At 63.6% G+C, this 18,010-nt stretch carries 16 protein-coding genes; 6 read left to right on the top strand and 10 right to left on the bottom strand.

The window, feature by feature from the left end; genetic code table 11:
* Window positions 1-48: 48 nt before the first annotated feature.
* The 4 genes from ACSQ20_RS15305 to ACSQ20_RS15290 all read right to left on the bottom strand — a co-directional run bounded on the left by ACSQ20_RS15305 (window position 49) and on the right by ACSQ20_RS15290 (window position 4,992).
* Window positions 49-1,413 carry a type II toxin-antitoxin system HipA family toxin gene (locus tag ACSQ20_RS15305; RefSeq protein ID WP_436021356.1) on the bottom strand — a complete coding sequence of 455 codons (1,365 nt, stop codon included), beginning with the start codon at window positions 1,411-1,413 and terminating at the stop codon, window positions 49-51.
* Window positions 1,410-1,721: a helix-turn-helix domain-containing protein gene (locus ACSQ20_RS15300; RefSeq protein WP_436021354.1), complete on the bottom strand. Its 312-nt coding sequence runs from the start codon at window positions 1,719-1,721 to the stop codon at window positions 1,410-1,412. Before ACSQ20_RS15300 ends, ACSQ20_RS15305 begins: the two co-directional genes overlap by 4 nt.
* Before the next feature lie 193 nt (window positions 1,722-1,914).
* Window positions 1,915-4,026, bottom strand: a complete 2,112-nt coding sequence (gene metG, locus ACSQ20_RS15295; RefSeq protein WP_436021352.1) for a methionine--tRNA ligase — start codon at window positions 4,024-4,026, stop codon at window positions 1,915-1,917.
* A gap of 300 nt (window positions 4,027-4,326) precedes the next feature.
* Window positions 4,327-4,992, bottom strand: a complete 666-nt coding sequence (locus ACSQ20_RS15290) for an OmpA family protein (RefSeq protein ID WP_436021350.1) — start codon at window positions 4,990-4,992, stop codon at window positions 4,327-4,329.
* Between the two features lie 306 nt (window positions 4,993-5,298).
* Here ACSQ20_RS15290 and apbC point away from each other — a divergent pair, with 306 nt between their 5' ends.
* The 5 genes from apbC (at window position 5,299) to ACSQ20_RS15265 (ending at window position 10,911) form a co-directional block, all read left to right on the top strand.
* Window positions 5,299-6,387 (top strand): iron-sulfur cluster carrier protein ApbC, encoded by a 1,089-nt coding sequence (apbC, locus tag ACSQ20_RS15285; RefSeq protein ID WP_436021348.1) that lies wholly within the window; start codon window positions 5,299-5,301, stop codon window positions 6,385-6,387.
* 157 nt (window positions 6,388-6,544) lie between these two features.
* Window positions 6,545-7,090: a superoxide dismutase family protein gene (locus ACSQ20_RS15280; protein WP_436021346.1), complete on the top strand. Its 546-nt coding sequence runs from the start codon at window positions 6,545-6,547 to the stop codon at window positions 7,088-7,090.
* 35 nt (window positions 7,091-7,125) lie between these two features.
* Window positions 7,126-7,695, top strand: a complete 570-nt coding sequence (dcd, locus tag ACSQ20_RS15275; protein ID WP_436021344.1) for a dCTP deaminase — start codon at window positions 7,126-7,128, stop codon at window positions 7,693-7,695.
* A gap of 121 nt (window positions 7,696-7,816) precedes the next feature.
* On the top strand, window positions 7,817-10,096 hold the full coding sequence (locus ACSQ20_RS15270; RefSeq protein ID WP_436021342.1) for an Orn/Lys/Arg decarboxylase N-terminal domain-containing protein: 2,280 nt from the start codon (window positions 7,817-7,819) through the stop codon (window positions 10,094-10,096).
* Window positions 10,097-10,098: 2 nt separating this feature from the next.
* Window positions 10,099-10,911, top strand: a complete 813-nt coding sequence (locus tag ACSQ20_RS15265) for a lysozyme inhibitor LprI family protein (RefSeq protein ID WP_436021340.1) — start codon at window positions 10,099-10,101, stop codon at window positions 10,909-10,911.
* A 77-nt stretch (window positions 10,912-10,988) separates the two neighbouring features.
* Here the strand turns inward: ACSQ20_RS15265 and argH are convergent, their stop codons facing one another.
* The 4 genes from argH to ACSQ20_RS15245 all read right to left on the bottom strand — a co-directional run bounded on the left by argH (window position 10,989) and on the right by ACSQ20_RS15245 (window position 14,770).
* Window positions 10,989-12,410, bottom strand: coding sequence for an argininosuccinate lyase (argH, locus tag ACSQ20_RS15260; RefSeq protein ID WP_436021338.1), 1,422 nt, complete (start codon window positions 12,408-12,410; stop codon window positions 10,989-10,991).
* A gap of 69 nt (window positions 12,411-12,479) precedes the next feature.
* Window positions 12,480-13,307, bottom strand: a complete 828-nt coding sequence (locus tag ACSQ20_RS15255) for an anti-sigma factor (RefSeq protein WP_436021336.1) — start codon at window positions 13,305-13,307, stop codon at window positions 12,480-12,482.
* On the bottom strand, window positions 13,307-13,897 hold the full coding sequence (locus ACSQ20_RS15250; RefSeq protein ID WP_436021334.1) for a sigma-70 family RNA polymerase sigma factor: 591 nt from the start codon (window positions 13,895-13,897) through the stop codon (window positions 13,307-13,309). The genes ACSQ20_RS15255 and ACSQ20_RS15250 overlap by 1 nt, the downstream gene beginning before the upstream one ends.
* Before the next feature lie 60 nt (window positions 13,898-13,957).
* A complete protein-coding gene (locus ACSQ20_RS15245; RefSeq protein WP_436021332.1) occupies window positions 13,958-14,770 on the bottom strand; it encodes a helix-turn-helix transcriptional regulator in 813 nt (270 codons plus the stop codon).
* 217 nt (window positions 14,771-14,987) lie between these two features.
* Here ACSQ20_RS15245 and ACSQ20_RS15240 point away from each other — a divergent pair, with 217 nt between their 5' ends.
* A complete protein-coding gene (locus ACSQ20_RS15240) occupies window positions 14,988-15,752 on the top strand; it encodes a class I SAM-dependent methyltransferase (RefSeq protein ID WP_436021330.1) in 765 nt (254 codons plus the stop codon).
* On the opposite strand, the gene ACSQ20_RS15235 is transcribed toward ACSQ20_RS15240, so the two are convergent.
* Together ACSQ20_RS15235 and ACSQ20_RS15230 are read right to left on the bottom strand one after the other, a co-directional pair.
* Window positions 15,734-16,930, bottom strand: a complete 1,197-nt coding sequence (locus ACSQ20_RS15235; protein WP_436021328.1) for an EAL domain-containing response regulator — start codon at window positions 16,928-16,930, stop codon at window positions 15,734-15,736. The genes ACSQ20_RS15240 and ACSQ20_RS15235 overlap by 19 nt on opposite strands.
* Window positions 16,931-16,986: 56 nt before the next feature.
* Window positions 16,987-18,000 carry a response regulator gene (locus ACSQ20_RS15230; RefSeq protein WP_436021326.1) on the bottom strand — a complete coding sequence of 338 codons (1,014 nt, stop codon included), beginning with the start codon at window positions 17,998-18,000 and terminating at the stop codon, window positions 16,987-16,989.
* Window positions 18,001-18,010: the final 10 nt, after the last annotated feature.

The following is an 18,010-nucleotide window of genomic DNA, read 5'->3' as shown; positions in this document are numbered from 1 at the left end:
TGGGGACTCGACACCATCGGCGGTTTATCGGTAGCGGGTCGGTCAAATTCAATTCGATCGATTTGCGCCGGCTTTTCGCCCGACCGAAGTGGCGCGCGAGAGCGAGAGGAGGGCCGCTGCTTCCGCCATCTGGCGATTCTCGAATGCCGGCGCAAAGGCATCGAGGTCATCGGTGGTCATGCCGATTGAGGCGGATTGCGCGACGCATTTCCAATCCTTTACCGCGCGATAGGCCTGGCCGAGAATATGCGCGGCGCGCGTCTCGGACAGCCGGAAGTAGGGTGCCGTTTCGAACGCAGCCGCGATGGAATTAGCGGGGCCGTACTCCTCGGTGAGCCAGAGCTTCAGCTCCGAGTCTTTGTCGGGAAACGGATTGATGTCGAAGGCAGGTGCCAGACGCCATTGCCCATGCTCGAGGTGAAGGAAGCCATGGTTTTGCAAGTGGTCGTCGACGTTCGTGATGAGCAGATTGAACACGAGCCGCCGCCACAGTTCTTCGAGATCATGCTTCGGGTCGACGCAGCGCGCGATGATCACGTCGGCTATCTGAGTGTAGGCATGGTCGTCCGCGCGTGAGGCTTGCAGCATGGAGCTGGCCGACAGGTAGGGGATACGACCTCCATTGGCGCTTCGGTCGAAGCGTTGGATGAGGGCTACAGGGATCTCGTCCGACATGACGATGCGAGCCTGTGCGGCCGTTATGCCGGCAGCCGCTGCCAAACGGAGCGCGAGTACTTCACCGCGCGTGACGCAGCGGTCATCTTTGATGCTTGGAAATTTGCCGATGCACAGGTGCCCGTTTTCGTCGCGTACGGTGCATTTGGGGCGCATGCCGCCGAGAGAGGTGCCGCGTCCGCGCAAGTATCTCAGGTCGGCATCGGTTTCCTTATTCATCTCGACCGCGCGCGTAGCGCCGATGAGTTGTGTCAACTCGATGAGCGGCGGGGTGCCGTGGCCACCGTCTTCGATGGTACGAAGGACGTTGCCCGCTTCGTCGGCGAACCGCAGCGCACCGATGCGGCTCGTATCGTCCACGCCGAGCAGATAGTCCATTTCGGTGAGCGACGCGCTCGGCGTAGAAGTTCCGGCCGCCTGGGGCGATGCCTGCGCGACTTTGCGCCGCTTGGCATGGTCGCGCGCAATGACCCGGCAACCCCAGCCATCCGGCTCAGTGTCCGCGAACGCGAAATGAAACAGCGAATCATCCTTCGTCGGGGCCTTGCGATACTGGTGGCCTTCGATCAAACCGAGGTCGGGCGAAATCTCGAAGCGCTCGGTCGATTGAAGCCAGGCCCGGTCATAAGCAAAGGCCGAGTACTCGCGACTACCGTCCTTGTTGTAGGTGAGCGCGCCTATTGGCAATGCAGCCTGGCCCAGCAGGACCCGGGTGGTCTTCTGAACCGATGTCTTCATAGTGCCCCCGAATCCCCCTTCCCACGCTTTTTTCGGACGCGCTGTGGCACCTGCTGGTTCATCAGAGCAAGGCCGATATCGTCGGCTGCGGTATCGAGCAGACCGGTGATCTTCGGTAATTCGCCGAGCACATGAAAAGCCTGTGCGACGGTCCCGATCGGGATGCGCGGATCGCCTTTCTCCAGCCGCCGCAACGTCGCGACCGACGTATGAATGCGCTCGGCCATCGACTCCTGAGTGATGTGCCGACGGCGGCGCGCGAGCGCGATATCGTCGCCGAGTTTACCGAGCGCGCGAACAACCGGCATAGGTAATATTTTTTTGGCGTCTTTAACGCTCACAGGTGAGCGTTTAGCCGAGTTTATAGTGCCCATATAAGCGGTTACGGTTTTTTGGTGGAGTGGCGGTCATTATCGGTCGCTGCTGGGCATGCGTCAAGATAACCGCTCATACGCAAGCGGTAAACAACCGTAATCGCTCACGTGTGAGCGGTTACGCCGTCTACTTCACTCGCATTCCCGGCTGCGCACCCGGATGCGGTTCGAGGATATAAAGCCCTGGCTCCGCTTTTTCGTCGCTGGCCGATGCGGCCAGCACCATGCCTTCCGAAAGCCCGAATTTCATCTTGCGCGGCGCAAGATTGGCCACCATCACTGTCAGCTTGCCGACCAAGTCCTCTGGGCGGTAGGCCGACTGAATGCCGGAGAACACGTTGCGCGTCGTTTCTTCGCCGACGTCGAGCGTCAACTGCAGCAGCTTGTTGGATCCTTCGACCGTCTTGCAGTCGACGATGCGGGCAACGCGCAGATCGACCTTCGCGAAATCGTCGATCGAAATGACCGCAGATTGCGGCTCGGCCGTAGCCGTGACCGTAGCCGTAGTAGCCGCCTGTGCAGGCGCATTGCCGGTTGGCAGCAGCGTTGCGCGGTTGGCGGCAACGAGTGCCTCGATCTGCTTCGGGTCGACGCGTGTCATCAAATGTTTGTACGCGTTGATCGGCCGCGCCGACGACAGCGGCACATCGCCATCAGACCAGACGAACGGCGCAACATCGAGAAACGCTTCCACCTTCGCTGCCAGCGCGGGCATCACCGGTTTCAGCGCGATCGACAGCAGCCGGAACGCCTCCAGACTCACGCTGACTGTCTCGTGCAGCGCGACCGCGTTGGCGTCGTCCTTCGCCTGATCCCAAGGTTTGGCGGCGTCGACGTAGGCGTTGACGGCATCGGCGAGTTCCATCGTTTGGCGCACCGCCCGGCCGTACTCGCGCGCTTCGTAGTACGCGGCGATCTGCGGCAGCGCCGCCCGCAGCGTGCCGAGCAGGGGGTGATGCATCGCGCTGTCCTGCACGCGGCCCTCGAAGCGCTTGCTCAGAAAGCCGGCGGCGCGGCTCGCGATATTCACGTATTTGCCGACGATGTCGCTATTCACGCGCGCTTGGAAGTCGCCGAAGTTCAGGTCGATGTCTTCCATCGTGGCGTTCAGCTTCGCGGCGAAGTAATAGCGCAGCCACTCGGGGTTGAGCCCGGTCTCCACAAAACTGCGGGCCGTGATGAAGGTGCCGCGCGACTTCGACATTTTGGCGCCGTCGACGGTCAGAAAACCGTGCGCGAACACGTTCGTCGGCGTGCGGTGCCCGGAAAATTCGAGCATCGCGGGCCAAAAAAGCGTGTGGAAATAGAGGATGTCCTTGCCGATGAAGTGATACTGCTCGGCCGTGGCGCCTGGGCGCACCCAGGCGTCGAAATCGAGCCCTCGCTGCGCCGCGAGATGTTTGAAGCTTGCGTAATAGCCGACCGGTGCGTCGAGCCAGACATAGAAATATTTGCCCGGCGCCCCCGGGATTTCAAATCCGAAGTAGGGCGCATCGCGCGAGATATCCCAATCGGCGAGCTTGGCATCGCCCGCCTCGCCCAGCCATTCGCGCATCTTGTTGGTGGCCTCGGGCTGCGCGAGCCCGCCGACCCAGCCGCGCAGGAAGTTTTCGCAGCGCGGATCGGACAGACGGAAGAAATAATGCGTCGATGCGCGTCGCACCGGTGTGGCACCCGAGATGGCCGAGTAGGGATTGACGAGGTCGGTCGGCTGATAAGTCGAGCCGCAGACCTCGCAACTGTCGCCGTATTGGTCTTTCGCGCCGCACTTCGGGCATTCGCCCTTGATGAAGCGGTCAGGCAGGAACATCTCCTTGACCGGGTCGTACGCTTGTTCGATCTCACGCGCGTCGATCAGGCCCGCGTCTTTCAGTGCGAGGAAAATCGATTCGCACAGCACGCGGTTTTCGTCGGAATCGGTCGAATAGTAGTTGTCGAACGACACGAGAAAATTGTCGAAGTCCTGCTTGTGTTCGCGCCACACCCGCTCGATCAACGCCCTTGGCGCGACGCCTTCTTTTTCGGCGCTGAGCATCACAGGCGTGCCGTGGGTATCGTCGGCGCCGACGTAATAGACCTCGTGCCCATGCATACGCAGCGCGCGGACCCAGATGTCGGTCTGGATGTACTCGACCAGATGGCCCAGATGAATCTGTCCGTTCGCATAAGGCAAGGCTGACGTGACGAGAATCTGGCGCGGGCCGGCGCTGGCGGCGGAAGCGGTATCGGGGGCTGTCATTGGCGTGAATGGAGGACTGCGCAGGGAAAGCGCCGATTTTAACAGGCGCGGCGCAGCATTTTGCTGGATGGGGCGCGATGCGACGCAGCGTACGCGCGATGCAGCAAAAAAAACCGGGGCGGTAGCCCCGGAGCAACAACGACAAGAGGAGAATGGTGACGTGACGGCTAACGCCAGCCACGTACCGTAATGAAAGACAGCGAATCTCGCGGCGAGTTCGAAATTTTTTCGATTCGTTTACCGGGAGATTCCGGACGGCTTCTGAGGCCGTCCGACGGCCGCTTGCCGAGTGCTATGACCTTACTGGTAGCGGGGCTGCTGGCCGTGCTGGGCGGTCGCCTTCAGGTAGATCTCGACGCGGCGGTTCTGTGCGCGGCCTTGTTCCGTGTTGTTATCGGCGATTGGTTGGCTCGGGCCGTAGCCCGTGGCGGCCAGGCGGTTCGGCGCGACGCCGTGCTGGCTCAGGTAGACCGCGACGGCCTGCGCGCGGTTTTGCGACAGCCGCTGATTCAGTTCGGCACCGCCCGTGTTATCGGTGTAGCCGCGGACGTCTGCCACGAGTTCGGGGTTCTGGCTCATCTGAGTCGACAATTCGTTCAGGGTCGGGTAGAGCGCCGGGTTGATCTGGTAGCTGTTCGTCGCGAAGGTAACCGAACTCGGGATGTTCAGTTTCAGCGAACCGTCGGGCTGCTCCGAGACCGTGGTGCCCGTGCCTTTCGAGGCGCCCGAGAGCCTGCCGCGAATAGCTTGCCAGTTATAGCCGGTCACGCCGCCCGCGAGTGCCCCGACACCGGCGCCGATCGCTGCACCCTTGCCGCCGCCGAAGATAGCGCCAAGCCCTGCGCCGAGCGCGGCGCCGGCACCGGTGCCGACAGCGGCATTGTTCTGTTGCTCGGTCGCGCAGCCGGCGAGAATCGCCCCGGCGAGCGTGAAGACGGTCAAGCGCGTGATGATTTTTGTGTTCACTTTTCGAGTCCTCTCATGAAAACGTGTCGGAACGGCGCACTTGCGGGCGATGGATAACGCGCCGCACGCAGTGCCCTCGCGGCGCCGACGATGCGAGCCATCGCAAGCCACTACAATAGCGCGTATGACGCTGCGATGCTGCCCTGCGGCAAGCGCCGACGGCGAAGGTGCCCCGGCGCGTCACTCTTTGGCAATGGCAAGCAACACTTTCTTTCAATTTTCCTGCCTCGCAGCCGCGCTTAAGGCCCGCCGTGAGCCATTTCGCTTAATTTTGTTATTTCTATTTTTCGCTTCGGAGTCATTTCGATGAACATTGACCGGGCCTTGGTCGACGCCGCCCTTGCGGCCGTCACTGATCCCAACACGGGCCGCTCGTTCGCGGCCGCCAAGGGCGTCAAGCAACTCGCTATCGACGGCGCGATGGTGCGAGCAGAAATCGTGCTCGGCTATCCCGCGAAAAGCCAGCACGACGCGCTGCGCACGCTGATCGAGGCGGCGCTCGTGAACGTACCGGGCGTCGAGCGTGCCGAAGTCACGCTCACGCAGTCGATCGTCGCGCACGCTGTGCAACGCGGCGTGAAATTGTTGCCGAACGTCAAGAACGTCGTGGTGGTGGCGTCGGGCAAGGGCGGCGTCGGCAAAAGCACGACGGCCGTCAACCTCGCGCTGGCGCTGGCAAGCGAAGGCGCGTCGGTCGGTGTGCTCGACGCCGACATCTACGGCCCGTCCATACCGATGATGCTCGGCATCGAGGGCCGCCCTGAATCGCCGGACGGGCAGACCATGCATCCGCTCGAAGGCCATGGCGTGCAGGCCAACTCGATCGGCTTTCTCGTCGAGCAGGACAACCCGATGGTCTGGCGCGGGCCGATGGTCACGTCCGCACTAGAACAACTGCTGAGGCAGACGAACTGGCGCGAGCTCGACTATCTGATCGTCGACATGCCGCCAGGCACTGGTGATATTCAACTCACGCTTGCACAGCGCGTGCCCGTCACGGGTGCCGTCATTGTCACGACGCCGCAGGATATCGCGCTGATCGACGCCAAAAAGGGCCTCAAGATGTTCGAGAAAGTCGGCGTGCCGATTCTCGGCATCGTCGAGAACATGAGCACGCATATTTGTTCGAATTGCGGCCATGCCGAACCGATCTTCGGTGCGGGCGGCGCGCAGCGCATGGCCGGCGAATACGGCGTCGAACTCCTTGGCAGCCTGCCGCTCGATATCTCGATTCGCGAGCAGGCCGATGGCGGTCATCCGTCCGTCGTGGCGGAACCGGCAAGCTCGATCGCCGAGGCCTATCGCGCCATTGCCCGCAAGGTGGCCATCCACATTGCCGAACGCGCGCGCGACATGAGCGCGAAGTTTCCGAGCATCGTCGTGCAGAACACGTGAGCGCGCGAGGCGATGTTTGCGCTGCGGCCTCGCGTGCCGCCGTGGCCGGTGCCGCGCCATGCCAGGGGGCGCGGGCGTCGCGTCGCGGTATCATGTTGCCTTCGCTTGAGTCCGGCTCAGGGGGTGCATGCGCACCGCGGGCCGGCGTGAGGATCGCATGAGACAACGAACGGACGGGCGGCGCACGCTGAGCGTCTTGGCCTGCGTAGCGCTGGTAGGCGTGACGGGCGCCGCGCTCGGCGGCTGTGCCGCGTTGTTCGGCCCGCATGAAAAACGCGCCGCCGCGCAATTGCTGCCGACTGTCGGCAGCGCCGCGCGGGGCGGCGTCACGTTCATCGAGCGCTCGGACGGCGTGCAGGTCACTTACAGCATCAGCGGTTTGCCGCCCAACAGCGACCACGCGCTGCAAGTGCACGAGCGCGGCGATTGCAATGCGGTGGAAGGCTCGAGCACCGGCCCGGTGTTCGCGCCGGGGGCGTCGCGCCTGCGCGCGGGCGTGCGGCTGGCGGGGGACCTCGGCAACATTCATTCCGATGCCACGGGCGGCGCGACGGGCTTCATTGTCGCCCCCGAACTGGCGCTCGATGGCGTGCGCTCGGTGATCGGGCGTTCGGTGCAGATCCACCGCGAGCCGGGGGACCCGGCGTTTCCCGATCATGGCGCCGGCGCTGCGCTCGCGTGCGGCGTGATCCGCGGGCAGTGAGCGGCCCACCAAAAGACCCATAAAACCTGCACGTTATGACAATCAAATCCGACAAGTGGATTCGGCGCATGGCCGCCCAGCACAACATGATCGAACCGTTCGTGGGCGATCAGGTTCGCACGGCCGAAGACGGGCGCAAGATCGTCAGCTACGGCACGTCGAGCTACGGCTACGACATTCGCTGCGCCGACGAATTCAAGATCTTCACGAACATCAATTCGACGATCGTCGATCCGAAGAATTTCGACGAGAAATCGTTCGTGGATTTCAAAGGCGATGTCTGTATCATTCCGCCCAATTCATTCGCGCTCGCGCGCACGGTGGAATATTTCCGCATTCCGCGCAACGTGCTGACGGTATGCCTTGGCAAATCCACCTATGCGCGTTGCGGCATTATCGTCAACGTCACGCCGTTCGAGCCCGAATGGGAGGGCTATGTGACGCTCGAGTTTTCGAACACGACCCCGTTGCCGGCCAAGATCTACGCCAACGAAGGCGTGGCGCAGGTGCTCTTTTTCGAGAGCGACGAGGTCTGCGACGTCTCATACGCGGACCGCGGCGGCAAATATCAGGGGCAGCACGGCGTCACGCTGCCGAAGGCATGACGGCCGTTCGCGGCCGTCATCAGACTGACGTATAGCGCAACGACACTGACAGGTTGTTCGAGCGACCGCTCGGCACGGAATGATGACCCGGGCCAGCGGTTCTTGTTTTTGGAGATTCGCCATGAAGTTCCGTTTCCCCGTCGTCATCATCGACGAAGACTTTCGCTCCGAGAACATTTCGGGGTCCGGCATCCGCGCGCTCGCCGAGGCCATCGAAGGCGAGGGCGTCGAAGTGCTCGGCTTGACGAGCTACGGGGATCTGACGTCGTTCGCGCAGCAGTCGAGCCGTGCGTCGTGCTTCATTTTGTCGCTCGACGACGACGAGTTGATGCTCGGCGAGACCGGACCCGACGGCGAGTTGCCGGAGCTCGCGACGGCCATTATCGAGCTGCGCGCGTTCGTGAAGGAAGTGCGCCGCCGCAACGCCGACATTCCGATTTTCCTCTACGGCGAAACACGCACCTCGCGCCATCTGCCGAACGACATTCTGCGTGAGCTGCACGGCTTCATTCACATGTTCGAGGACACGCCCGAGTTCGTTGCGCGCCACATCGTGCGCGAAGCGAAGGTCTACCTCGATTCACTCGCGCCGCCGTTTTTCAAGGAGCTCGTGAAGTACGCCGACGAAGGCTCGTATTCGTGGCACTGCCCCGGCCATTCGGGCGGCGTGGCGTTTCTCAAGAGCCCGCTTGGGCAGATGTTCCATCAGTTCTTCGGCGAAAACATGCTGCGCGCCGACGTGTGCAATGCCGTGGATGAGCTCGGGCAACTGCTCGATCACATCGGCCCGGTGGCAGCCTCCGAGCGTAATGCCGCGCGCATCTTCAGCGCTGATCACCTCTTTTTCGTGACGAATGGTACGTCCACGTCGAACAAGATCGTCTGGCACGCGACGGTGGCGCCCGGCGATATCGTCGTGGTGGACCGCAATTGTCACAAGTCGATCCTGCACGCCATCACGATGACGGGTGCCATTCCGGTGTTTCTGACGCCGACGCGCAATAACTTCGGCATCATCGGGCCGATCCCGCTCGACGAATTCAAACCCGAGAACATTCGCAAGAAGATCGAGGCGAATCCGTTTGCGCGCGAAGCGCTCGAAAAGGATCCGAATGTAAAGCCGCGTATTCTGACGATCACGCAGAGTACCTACGACGGCGTGATTTACAACGTCGAAATGATCAAGGCGCTGCTCGGCGATCTGCTCGACACGCTGCATTTCGACGAAGCCTGGCTGCCGCACGCCGAGTTCCATCCGTTTTATCAGGACATGCATGCGATCGGTGCGGGCAGGCCGCGCACCGGCGCGCTCGTCTTCGCAACGCACTCGACGCACAAGTTGCTCGCCGGCATCTCGCAGGCTTCGCAGATCGTCGTGCAAGATTCAATCGACGGCGTGTTCGATCGGCATCGCTTTAACGAAGCGTATTTGATGCACACGTCGACGAGCCCGCAGTACGCGATCATCGCGTCGTGCGATGTGGCCGCCGCGATGATGGAGCCGCCAGGCGGCAGATCGCTCGTTGAGGAGTCGATTGCCGAGGCGCTCGACTTTCGGCGCGCGATGCGCAAAGTGGATGCTGAATACGGCGAGGACTGGTTCTTCCAGGTCTGGGGCCCCGACGCGCTCGCCGACGAAGGCATCGGCTCGCGCGAGGACTGGGTGCTGCGTGCGAACGACCCTTGGCACGGCTTCGGGCCGCTCGCCGAGGGCTTCAATATGCTCGACCCGATCAAAGCGACGATCGTCACGCCGGGGCTCGACGTCGACGGCGAATTCGGCGAGACGGGCATTCCCGCCGCGATCGTCACGCGGTATCTGGCCGAGCACGGCATCATCGTCGAAAAGACCGGGCTTTACTCGTTTTTCATCATGTTCACGATCGGCATCACGAAGGGCCGATGGAATTCGATGGTGACCGAGTTGCAGCAGTTCAAGGACGATTACGACAGCAACCAGCCGCTGTGGCGCGTGCTGCCGGAGTTCGTCGCGCAACATCCCGCGTACGAGCGCATGGGGCTGCGCGATCTGTGTCAGGCCATTCACAGCGTCTATCGCGCGAATGACATCGCTCGTCTCACGACGGAGATGTATCTGTCGAACATGGAGCCGGCCATGAAACCGTCCGAGGCGTTTGCCAAGCTCGCTCACCGCGAGATCGATCGCGTGCCGATCGACGAACTCGAAGGCCGCGTGACGAGTATTTTGCTGACGCCTTATCCGCCAGGCATCCCGCTGTTGATTCCGGGCGAGCGTTTTAACAAGACGATCGTCAACTACCTGAAATTCGCGCGCGAATTCAACGAGCGTTTCCCTGGCTTTTCGACCGACATTCACGGGCTCGTCGGCGAATTGGTCAATGGGCGCGTCGAATATTTCGTTGACTGCGTGCGTGCGTGATCATGAAGGACGTTGCACATACACTCCGCCAGACATGGCTGAACGCCCGGACGTCGGGCGCGGGCGGTATCGTTGCCATCCTTATTGTCGTCATCGTGGCGAGCGCGCTTGTTGCGCCGGTGACAGCACGTGCCGAAGCCGCGCCAGCCGATCCGATCGATACGGCTATGCGTACCTGTCTCGCGCGGGCCGACCGCTCGTCGCCGGCGGGTCAGGCGCAATGCATGGACGCGGCGCGTGCTTCATGGCAAGCCGCGATCGATGCGACCTACCGCACATTGGTCGCCAGCGCGCCTGACAAGGCGCGGCGCGGCTGGCAGGAGAGCCAACGGCGGTGGCTGGCCTGGCGCAACGACGAGGAACCACTCGTGCATGCGGTATTTCAAACGACGCATGGCTCGGCCTACTTGATCACGCAAGCGAACGTGCTGCTGCAGCCCGTTCGCGATCGGGCGCTGCAATTGCGGCATGCGGCTGCGCAGTTCGAGCCCACGGTAGTCGCCGCCGTGGGGGCTTCGGGCGCGGCCGAAGCTGCCGCTGTGCCCGCTCCTGCGGCTCGGCCCACGCGACTGCGGCCTTGTACCGTGGATGCGGCTTGCGAGCATGCGCAATTCGACCTGAACCGCTATGCGCGCAAGCTGCGCACGAGGCTGCCAGTTCATGCGCGGCCGCTGCTCGCACGTGCGCAACGTACGTGGCGCAGTTATTTCAATGCGACGGCGGGGCTGGGTGGTACCGAAGCGGAGCGCGTCGATCTCGTCGGCGCACGTGTGGCGACATTAAAGCGCCTGGCGGAGACCGCCGGCAACGATTGAGCCGTAGTGGACAGAGACAGGCCGGCCCCGCTCGCGTCGGGCCGGCTCAATGGTTTGCTTCGCGCTTACTTTTTTCGTTACTTGCCCGGCTGCGCCTGCAACGCCTGACGCGCTGCCTGAGCCGCGGCCCGCACCTGCTCGGGTGCCGTGCCGCCCGGATGATTCCGGCTGGCCACCGACCCTTCGAGCGTCAGGTAATCGAACACGTCGTCGCCAATCAGATGCGCGACGTTCGCCAATTCGTGACGCATTTCGTCGAGCGTGAGATCGGCCAGATCGCACTGCCGGTCCACGCAGATGCGCACCGCATGCGCGACTGCCTCGTGAGCATCGCGAAACGGCAGGCCGCGCTTGACGAGGTAATCCGCGAGATCGGTTGCCGTCGAGAAGCCTTGCAGCGCCGCAGCCCGCATCGCCTCGGGCTTCACCGTGATACCGCCGACCATTTCCGCGAAGATGCGCAGCGTATCGGCAACCGTATCGACCGTGTCGAAAAGCGGCTCCTTGTCTTCCTGGTTGTCCTTGTTGTAGGCGAGCGGCTGGCCCTTCATCAGCGTGAGCAGCGCCATCAGATGGCCATAGGTGCGCCCGGCTTTGCCGCGCGCGAGTTCGGGCACGTCGGGGTTCTTCTTTTGCGGCATGATCGACGAACCGGTGCAGAACCGATCTGCCAGATCGATGAAGCCGACGCGCGGGCTCATCCATAGCACGAGCTCTTCCGACAGGCGCGAAACGTGCGCCATCACGAGTGCCGCGGCGGCCGTGAATTCGATCGCGAAATCACGGTCGGAGACGGCATCGAGCGAGTTCGCGCAGATGCCGTCGAAGCCGAGTGTCGCCGCAACCGCGTGGCGGTCGATCGGGTAGCTGGTGCCGGCCAGCGCAGCCGCACCGAGCGGCAAGCGGTTCACGCGCTTGCGGCAGTCGAGCATGCGCTCGGTGTCGCGCCCGAACATTTCGACGTAGGCAAGCAGATGATGGCCGAACGTCACCGGCTGAGCCACTTGCAAATGCGTGAAGCCCGGCATGATCGTGCCGGCATGCTGCTCGGCGAGGTCGATCAACGCGCCGCGCAGGCCGCCGAGCAGTGCCACGATGCGGTCGATCTCGCCGCGCAGCCATAAGCGGATATCAGTGGCCACCTGGTCATTGCGCGAGCGGCCCGTATGTAGGCGCTTGCCGGCGTCGCCGATCAGCGCGGTCAAGCGCGCTTCGATATTCAGATGCACGTCTTCGAGGTTGAGCTGCCAGACGAATTCGCCACGCTCGATTTCGCCGACGATTTGCGCCATGCCACGCTCGATCGCGGCCAGGTCGTCAGCGCCGATGATCTTTTGCGCCGCGAGCATCTTGGCATGCGCGAGCGAGCCTTCGATATCGACACGCGCCATCCGGTTGTCGAAGAAGACCGACGACGTGTAGCGCTTGACGAGCTCCGACATCGGCTCGGAGAAGCGAGCCGACCAGGCTTCGCCTTTTTTATGCAGTTGGGACGTCATGATGGTGGGCTGTGAGGGTAGCGAGCGATTTTATCACTGTGGCCCTGCGCACCTACCCGGCGCGCGCCGCTACGCCGTAGCCATCAGTTTGCCGGCGCACACGACGGGGCCGCTCGGGCCGCTCGCGCCCGGTGCGCCGCTCATCGGTTCGACCGAGACCGCAAGCCTAGCAAAAGCGTTCATGCCGGGCACTTTCATATGCACGACCTTGCCCGGCGGCAATCTGCCGAGCGAAACGGGCCGGCCGTGCTCCGGGATGCCCCAGAGTTCTTCCGACTTGCCGGGCGGCGCAGCGTCGCCGCCGCTCATGCGGTGCACGCTCATCATCGCGCTTCGGTTGTCCCACATCACGAAAACCATCGTCTTGTCCGTTTTGACGTCGGCCAGCGCGGCGACGTAAGCGACGCGTTCGATCACCGGCGCGCCGGTGTCGGCGTCGGCGCCGTGCTGTTCGGCAGCGGGCGTGCCGGCAAGACGTGCGGAGCCGCTCGTGAACGGCTGCAACTGAAGCGAGACAACCAACGCAAGCACGGCAGCGAAAGCCGCCGCGCCCGTCGCCGCGATCGACCAGCCGCGCCAAAACGTCAGACTGTCGAACCAGCGCGGCTGGTTGGCCGGCGCAGGCGAACGTGCCGCCGACTGTGCGCGTGCGCCGAGTGGTGCCGCCAAGCCGAGCCGCTGCTCGATCGAGGGCCACAGGCTCGCCGGGGGCTCGACAGCGCGCGCCAGTTCAGGCAGCGCAGCGAGGCGAGCGTGCCACGCGTCGATGGCGGCGCGCAATGCGGGCTCGCGCCCGGCGAGCTGCTCCAAACGGCGCCGCGCACCACCGCGCAGCACACCGAGCACGTATTCGCCGGCGAGCCGATCGATCAAGTCGGGATGCCGTTCAAGATCCATCACTGGCCTCCCATACACGTCTTCAATTTTTCAAGCCCGCGCCGCACCCACGATTTCACGGTGCCCAGCGGCACCGCCAGCGTCGCCGCAATTTCGCGGTGGCTCTGATCGCGCAAATAGGCGAGCGCGACAGCCTGCCGCTGGTTCGCATCGAGCCGCTCCATACAGATTGCGAGGCGCTGCGCCGCTTCGCTCAACCATGCCGCCTCGGCCGGATCGCGTTCGCCGCTGGCTAAGGTGTCCGCCAGCGTATCGTCGGAATTAAGCGGCAGCGCGAGCGCGTCAGCGCCGCCGGGCCGATGCCGGCGCAGGCAATCGAGCGCGCGGTTGCGCACGATCGCCGTCATCCAGGTGATCGGCGCGGCCAGGTTTTCGCGATAGTCGCCGGCATGCCGCCAAATGTTCACGAACGATTCCTGCAATGCCTCCTCCGCCCATTCACGCTTGACCAATATACGGAGCGCAACGCCAAACAGTTTCGCTGCGCTCAAATCGTAGAGCGCACGCAACGCTGCGGCGTCCTCCCGGGCCACGCGCGCGAGCAGCGCGGCGAGGTCGGACGGCGTGGGTTCGGAGGATGGCGAGGTCATGAAAGGGGGCGTGGTGGGCGTTGCGCGCTATCTTAACCGCGTTGAGCGCCCGCCCGGTTTTCAGCTTTGCACGAGCACGACGAGCAGCAGATCTTCCCGATGCGCGGGCTTGAACGTGATCTGCTCGTAGACGACGCGTCCTGCTTGCGGATGATCGAATTCACGCGTGCCGACCTCGCGCTCGCCGACGTCCTGCGAAGCCCAAAAGTGCGCGAACGACTCACTCTCGCCAGCGAGCGAATCGAGCAGCGTGCGCGTGGGTGCCTCATTCAGATGATGAATCGCATCGGCGCGAAATTGGGCCACGAGCCGGCGCGCGCGCGTTTCCCAGTCGGCGATCAACGTGCGAGCGGCGGGCACGGTGAACGTGAAGCGCAGCAAATTGCGCTCGCGTGCCGTGTCCTCGGGCGAGCCATCGAGCCAGCCAACGAAAAGCTCGGCGGCCGGCGCGTTCCAGGCGAGCGCATTCCACTGTCGATCGAGTACATAGGCGGGCGTGTCGAGATGGCGGACGGTGGCCAGCAGCGCGGCGGGCGCGTCGGCGGAGGCTGGGGTGGGCTCGGCCGGATCGCGCTCGCCGGCCAAATCGAACAGATAGGCACGTTCGGCACGCGTGAGCTGTAACGCGACGGCGATGCGCGCCAGCGCCTCGGCCGAAGCCGACACGGGCCGCCCCTGCTCGATCCAGGTGTACCAGGTTGGGCTCACGCCACATAATTGCGCGACTTCCTCGCGCCGCAGCCCGGGCGTGCGACGGCGCGGGCCCGGTGCAAGCCCCACGGCAAGCGGGGTGAGCTGTTCGCGGTGCGCGCGGATGAATTCGCCGAGCGCACGCGCGCGCTGCGGTCCTGAGGCGGTTGGCTGATTGGCCATTGAGTTGTTGGATGAAGGAGGCGTCCTGGGTAGGGCAAACGACCGGCTGAGTGCAACCGGGTGCTTCACATACCAGGATAATCGCTTGTCTTGTACCAGTATTGGCAAAACCGTATTGTAGCGACAGCGTGGCCAACCGGCTACCGGGTTGCAGCCCCGCCGTACCGCCGCTTGCCAATGCCAACCCCATTCACCGCTGTCAAAGGAGCGTGCTGTCATGAAGCATCACGAAAAGGTTGCCGACGCGTTTGGCTCAACTGCCGCCGCCTATTTCTCGAGCCCGAGCCACGCAAGCGGTGCCGATCTGCAACTGTTGGCGGCGGAAGTAGCGACGGCGCCCGATGCGATGGTGCTCGATCTCGGCTGCGGCGCGGGCCATGTCAGTTTCGCTGTCGCGCCGCATGCGCATAGCGTGACGGCGTACGACTTGGCGCCCGAAATGCTCGCCATCGTGGCAGCCGCGGCACGCGAGCGCGGGCTCGACAATATCCGCACGGCGCAGGGGGCGGCCGAGACCCTGCTGTTCGATGACGCTTCGTTCGATTTCGTGCTGAGCCGCTTTAGCGCACATCACTGGCACGATGTGCCGCGCGCGCTGGCCGAAGTGCGTCGCGTGCTGAAGCCGGGCGGGCGCGTGATTTTCGTCGACGTCGTCGGTGCGAACCATCCGTTGCTCGACACGCATCTGCAGGCGGTCGAGTTGTTGCGCGACGCGTCGCACATCCGCAACTACCGCGCCGACGAATGGCTCGGCTTGTTCGCCGCAGTGGGCTTACACGCGCAGCGTCGCGACACGTGGCGGCTGCCGATGGTATTCGACCAGTGGGTGGCGCGCATGCGCACGCCCGAGGTGCGTGTCGCGGCGATCCGCTCGCTGTGGGCCACGGCGCCCGACGAAGTGCGCGAGTACTTCGCCCTCGCGCCCGATGGCTCGTTCGAGCTCGATGTGTTGATGCTGGAAGCTCAGGCCATCGCCGCGTAGCGTCGCCGCCATTCATCGTGCCAACGCGGCAGTTGGGCGGCCATCATCGGCGGCCCGACGAAATCGCCCTGTGCGACTTCGCAGCCCATCTCGCGCAGCACGCGCCAGTCGTCGGCGTCGTCGATGCCGAGTGCGATCGTGCGCATATTCAATTGCCGCGCGAGCGACAAGCTGGCCTTGACGATCGCACCGAGCGATTCGTCGTGGCTTGCACCGCGCACGAAACTGCGATCGAGCTTGAGTTCGTCGAACGGAATGTCGCGCAAATGCGTGAGCGAGGCTTCGCCGGTGCCAAACGCGTCGATCAGCAGGCTAATGCGCTTTAACCTCAACCGCGTGAGCACGTCGAGCGAGATCAATCGATCGTGATTGAGCCGCGTCTCGGTGATCTCGAGCACGAGCCGCGAGAGCGGAAAGCCGACCGATGTCGCTGCGTCGACGATGAAATCGGGAAAATCGAGCGACGTCAGATCGTCGATCGACAAATTGATGCCAAGCCTGAAATCGGGCCCCAGCGCGTGCCATTGCAGCGTTTGCTCGAGCATCGCGGGCAGCGCGCGGCGCGTCAGGTCGCCAAAAATGCCGGCCTGCTCGGCCACGTTGAGCTCGCGCCCGGTCAGCAAGCGCCCATCGTGCGGACGTTGCCACCCGAACAACGCCTCGATGCCGGTCACCTCGCCCGTCGCGAACGCTGCCTGCGGTTGATAGCAGGTCACGATCTGGCCTGCTGTCACGGCGGCCGCCAGTTCCTCCGGCGAATAGCGCGGCAACTCCGCGGCGCGAGTCGTATTGGCGAGCAAGCGCTGTTGCAGTTGCTCGCGTGTGGCTGGTTTGGCGAGCGAGCCAAGCACGCGCAAGCCACGTGAGTAGGCCAGCTTTTCGGCGCTTTTGAGCACGCGGGCGTCTTCGCCGCTCACCAGCACGACTTGTCCGTCGTATCCGCGTGCAACGAGCTGACGCAGGAATTCGACGCCGTCCATATCGGGCATCTGCAAGTCGGTGAACACCACGTCGATCTGGTGGTTTTCGTCTTCGAGCGCGGCGAGCGCGTCTTGCGCGTGCTCGTAGGGAAGAATGTCGTCGTAGCCAAGCTGCGTGAGCTGGCGCACCAGCACTTTGAGAACAAAGGGCTCGTCGTCGACCACCAGGATCTTGCGCTGCTTGGTCGAAGCTGTCATGCAGGTCACCGTTTCCTGATAATGGGAGTGAACGTGGATGCGGATGCGTGCATACGTTATGAGGCGGCCGTTACCGACAGATAAAGACGCAATTTCTCGACTAACGTGTTGCGGTCGAACGGCTTGACGAGAAAGTCCACCGCGCCCGCCTTGAGGCTTTCGACCACGATATTGCGTTCGCTGTGGCCGGTCACCATCACGATCGGCACGTGCGCAAACTGCGCGATCGATTTAATCCAACGCGTCGCCTCGACGCCGTTGGTATCGGGCAGTCCAACGTCCATCAGCACGAGATCGGGCTTGTATTGCCACATCTGCGTTTGCGCCTGCGCGCCGGTGCTGGCGAAGACGAGTTCGATCGGCTGCCCGGCCAGCAGCCGCGCAAGCAGCTTCTGCTGGAATTCGTCGTCTTCCACCATCAGCACGGTCGGCCGTTCGCTGCGGGCAGCGACGGCGCTCGCAGCCGGCGGCGCGACGCTCGGTTCAAGGGCCGGCGACTCGTCGAAAAACGAGGTCCGCGGCACCGTCACGGTCGGTTCGACGGGAGAAGGCGCGGCCGCTGCCGGCGCCACGCCGCGTTTGACCATCTGGGTGCTGGCGGGCTGCCCCGCCGCCATACGCACCGACGATTCGCCCGCGCGCGCTTGCGTGCGCATCAGCCGCAACGCGTGGTGCACAGCCATACGAATGCGCGGCGCATCGTTCGGCGCGGGCCAAAAAAGCACGTAGTCGTCGAAGTGCTCTTTGCAGCAGAGTTCATACGCGCTTTTCAAATCGCGGGAACTGCAGAGCACGACGGTGCGGTGAGAGACCGTGTGCACTGTCGTGCCGAGCCGATAAAGGCCCAGGTAGTAGCGCTGCGCCGCTTCGAGCGTATCGAAGGCCAGCACCAGCACGGCCGGACGAACGGATTCGAAATCGGCCACGGCCGACTCCGGCTTGATCGACAAGTGCACATTGCCGAATTCGTCGTTCAGCAGCTTGCCGACGAGTTCCGCGTCGGCAAGTGCGTCGGTCGCCACGAGAACCGCGGCGCGGTCGGCTGAGAGATCGGCTTCGTTCAACATCATTCGGTCCCTG

This window comes from Trinickia sp. LjRoot230 (genome assembly GCF_964253315.1).
Classification (GTDB): Bacteria; Pseudomonadota; Gammaproteobacteria; order Burkholderiales; family Burkholderiaceae; genus Trinickia.
Note: the sequence above shows the minus strand (reverse complement) of the source record. Positions and strands in the feature narration are given on the sequence as shown.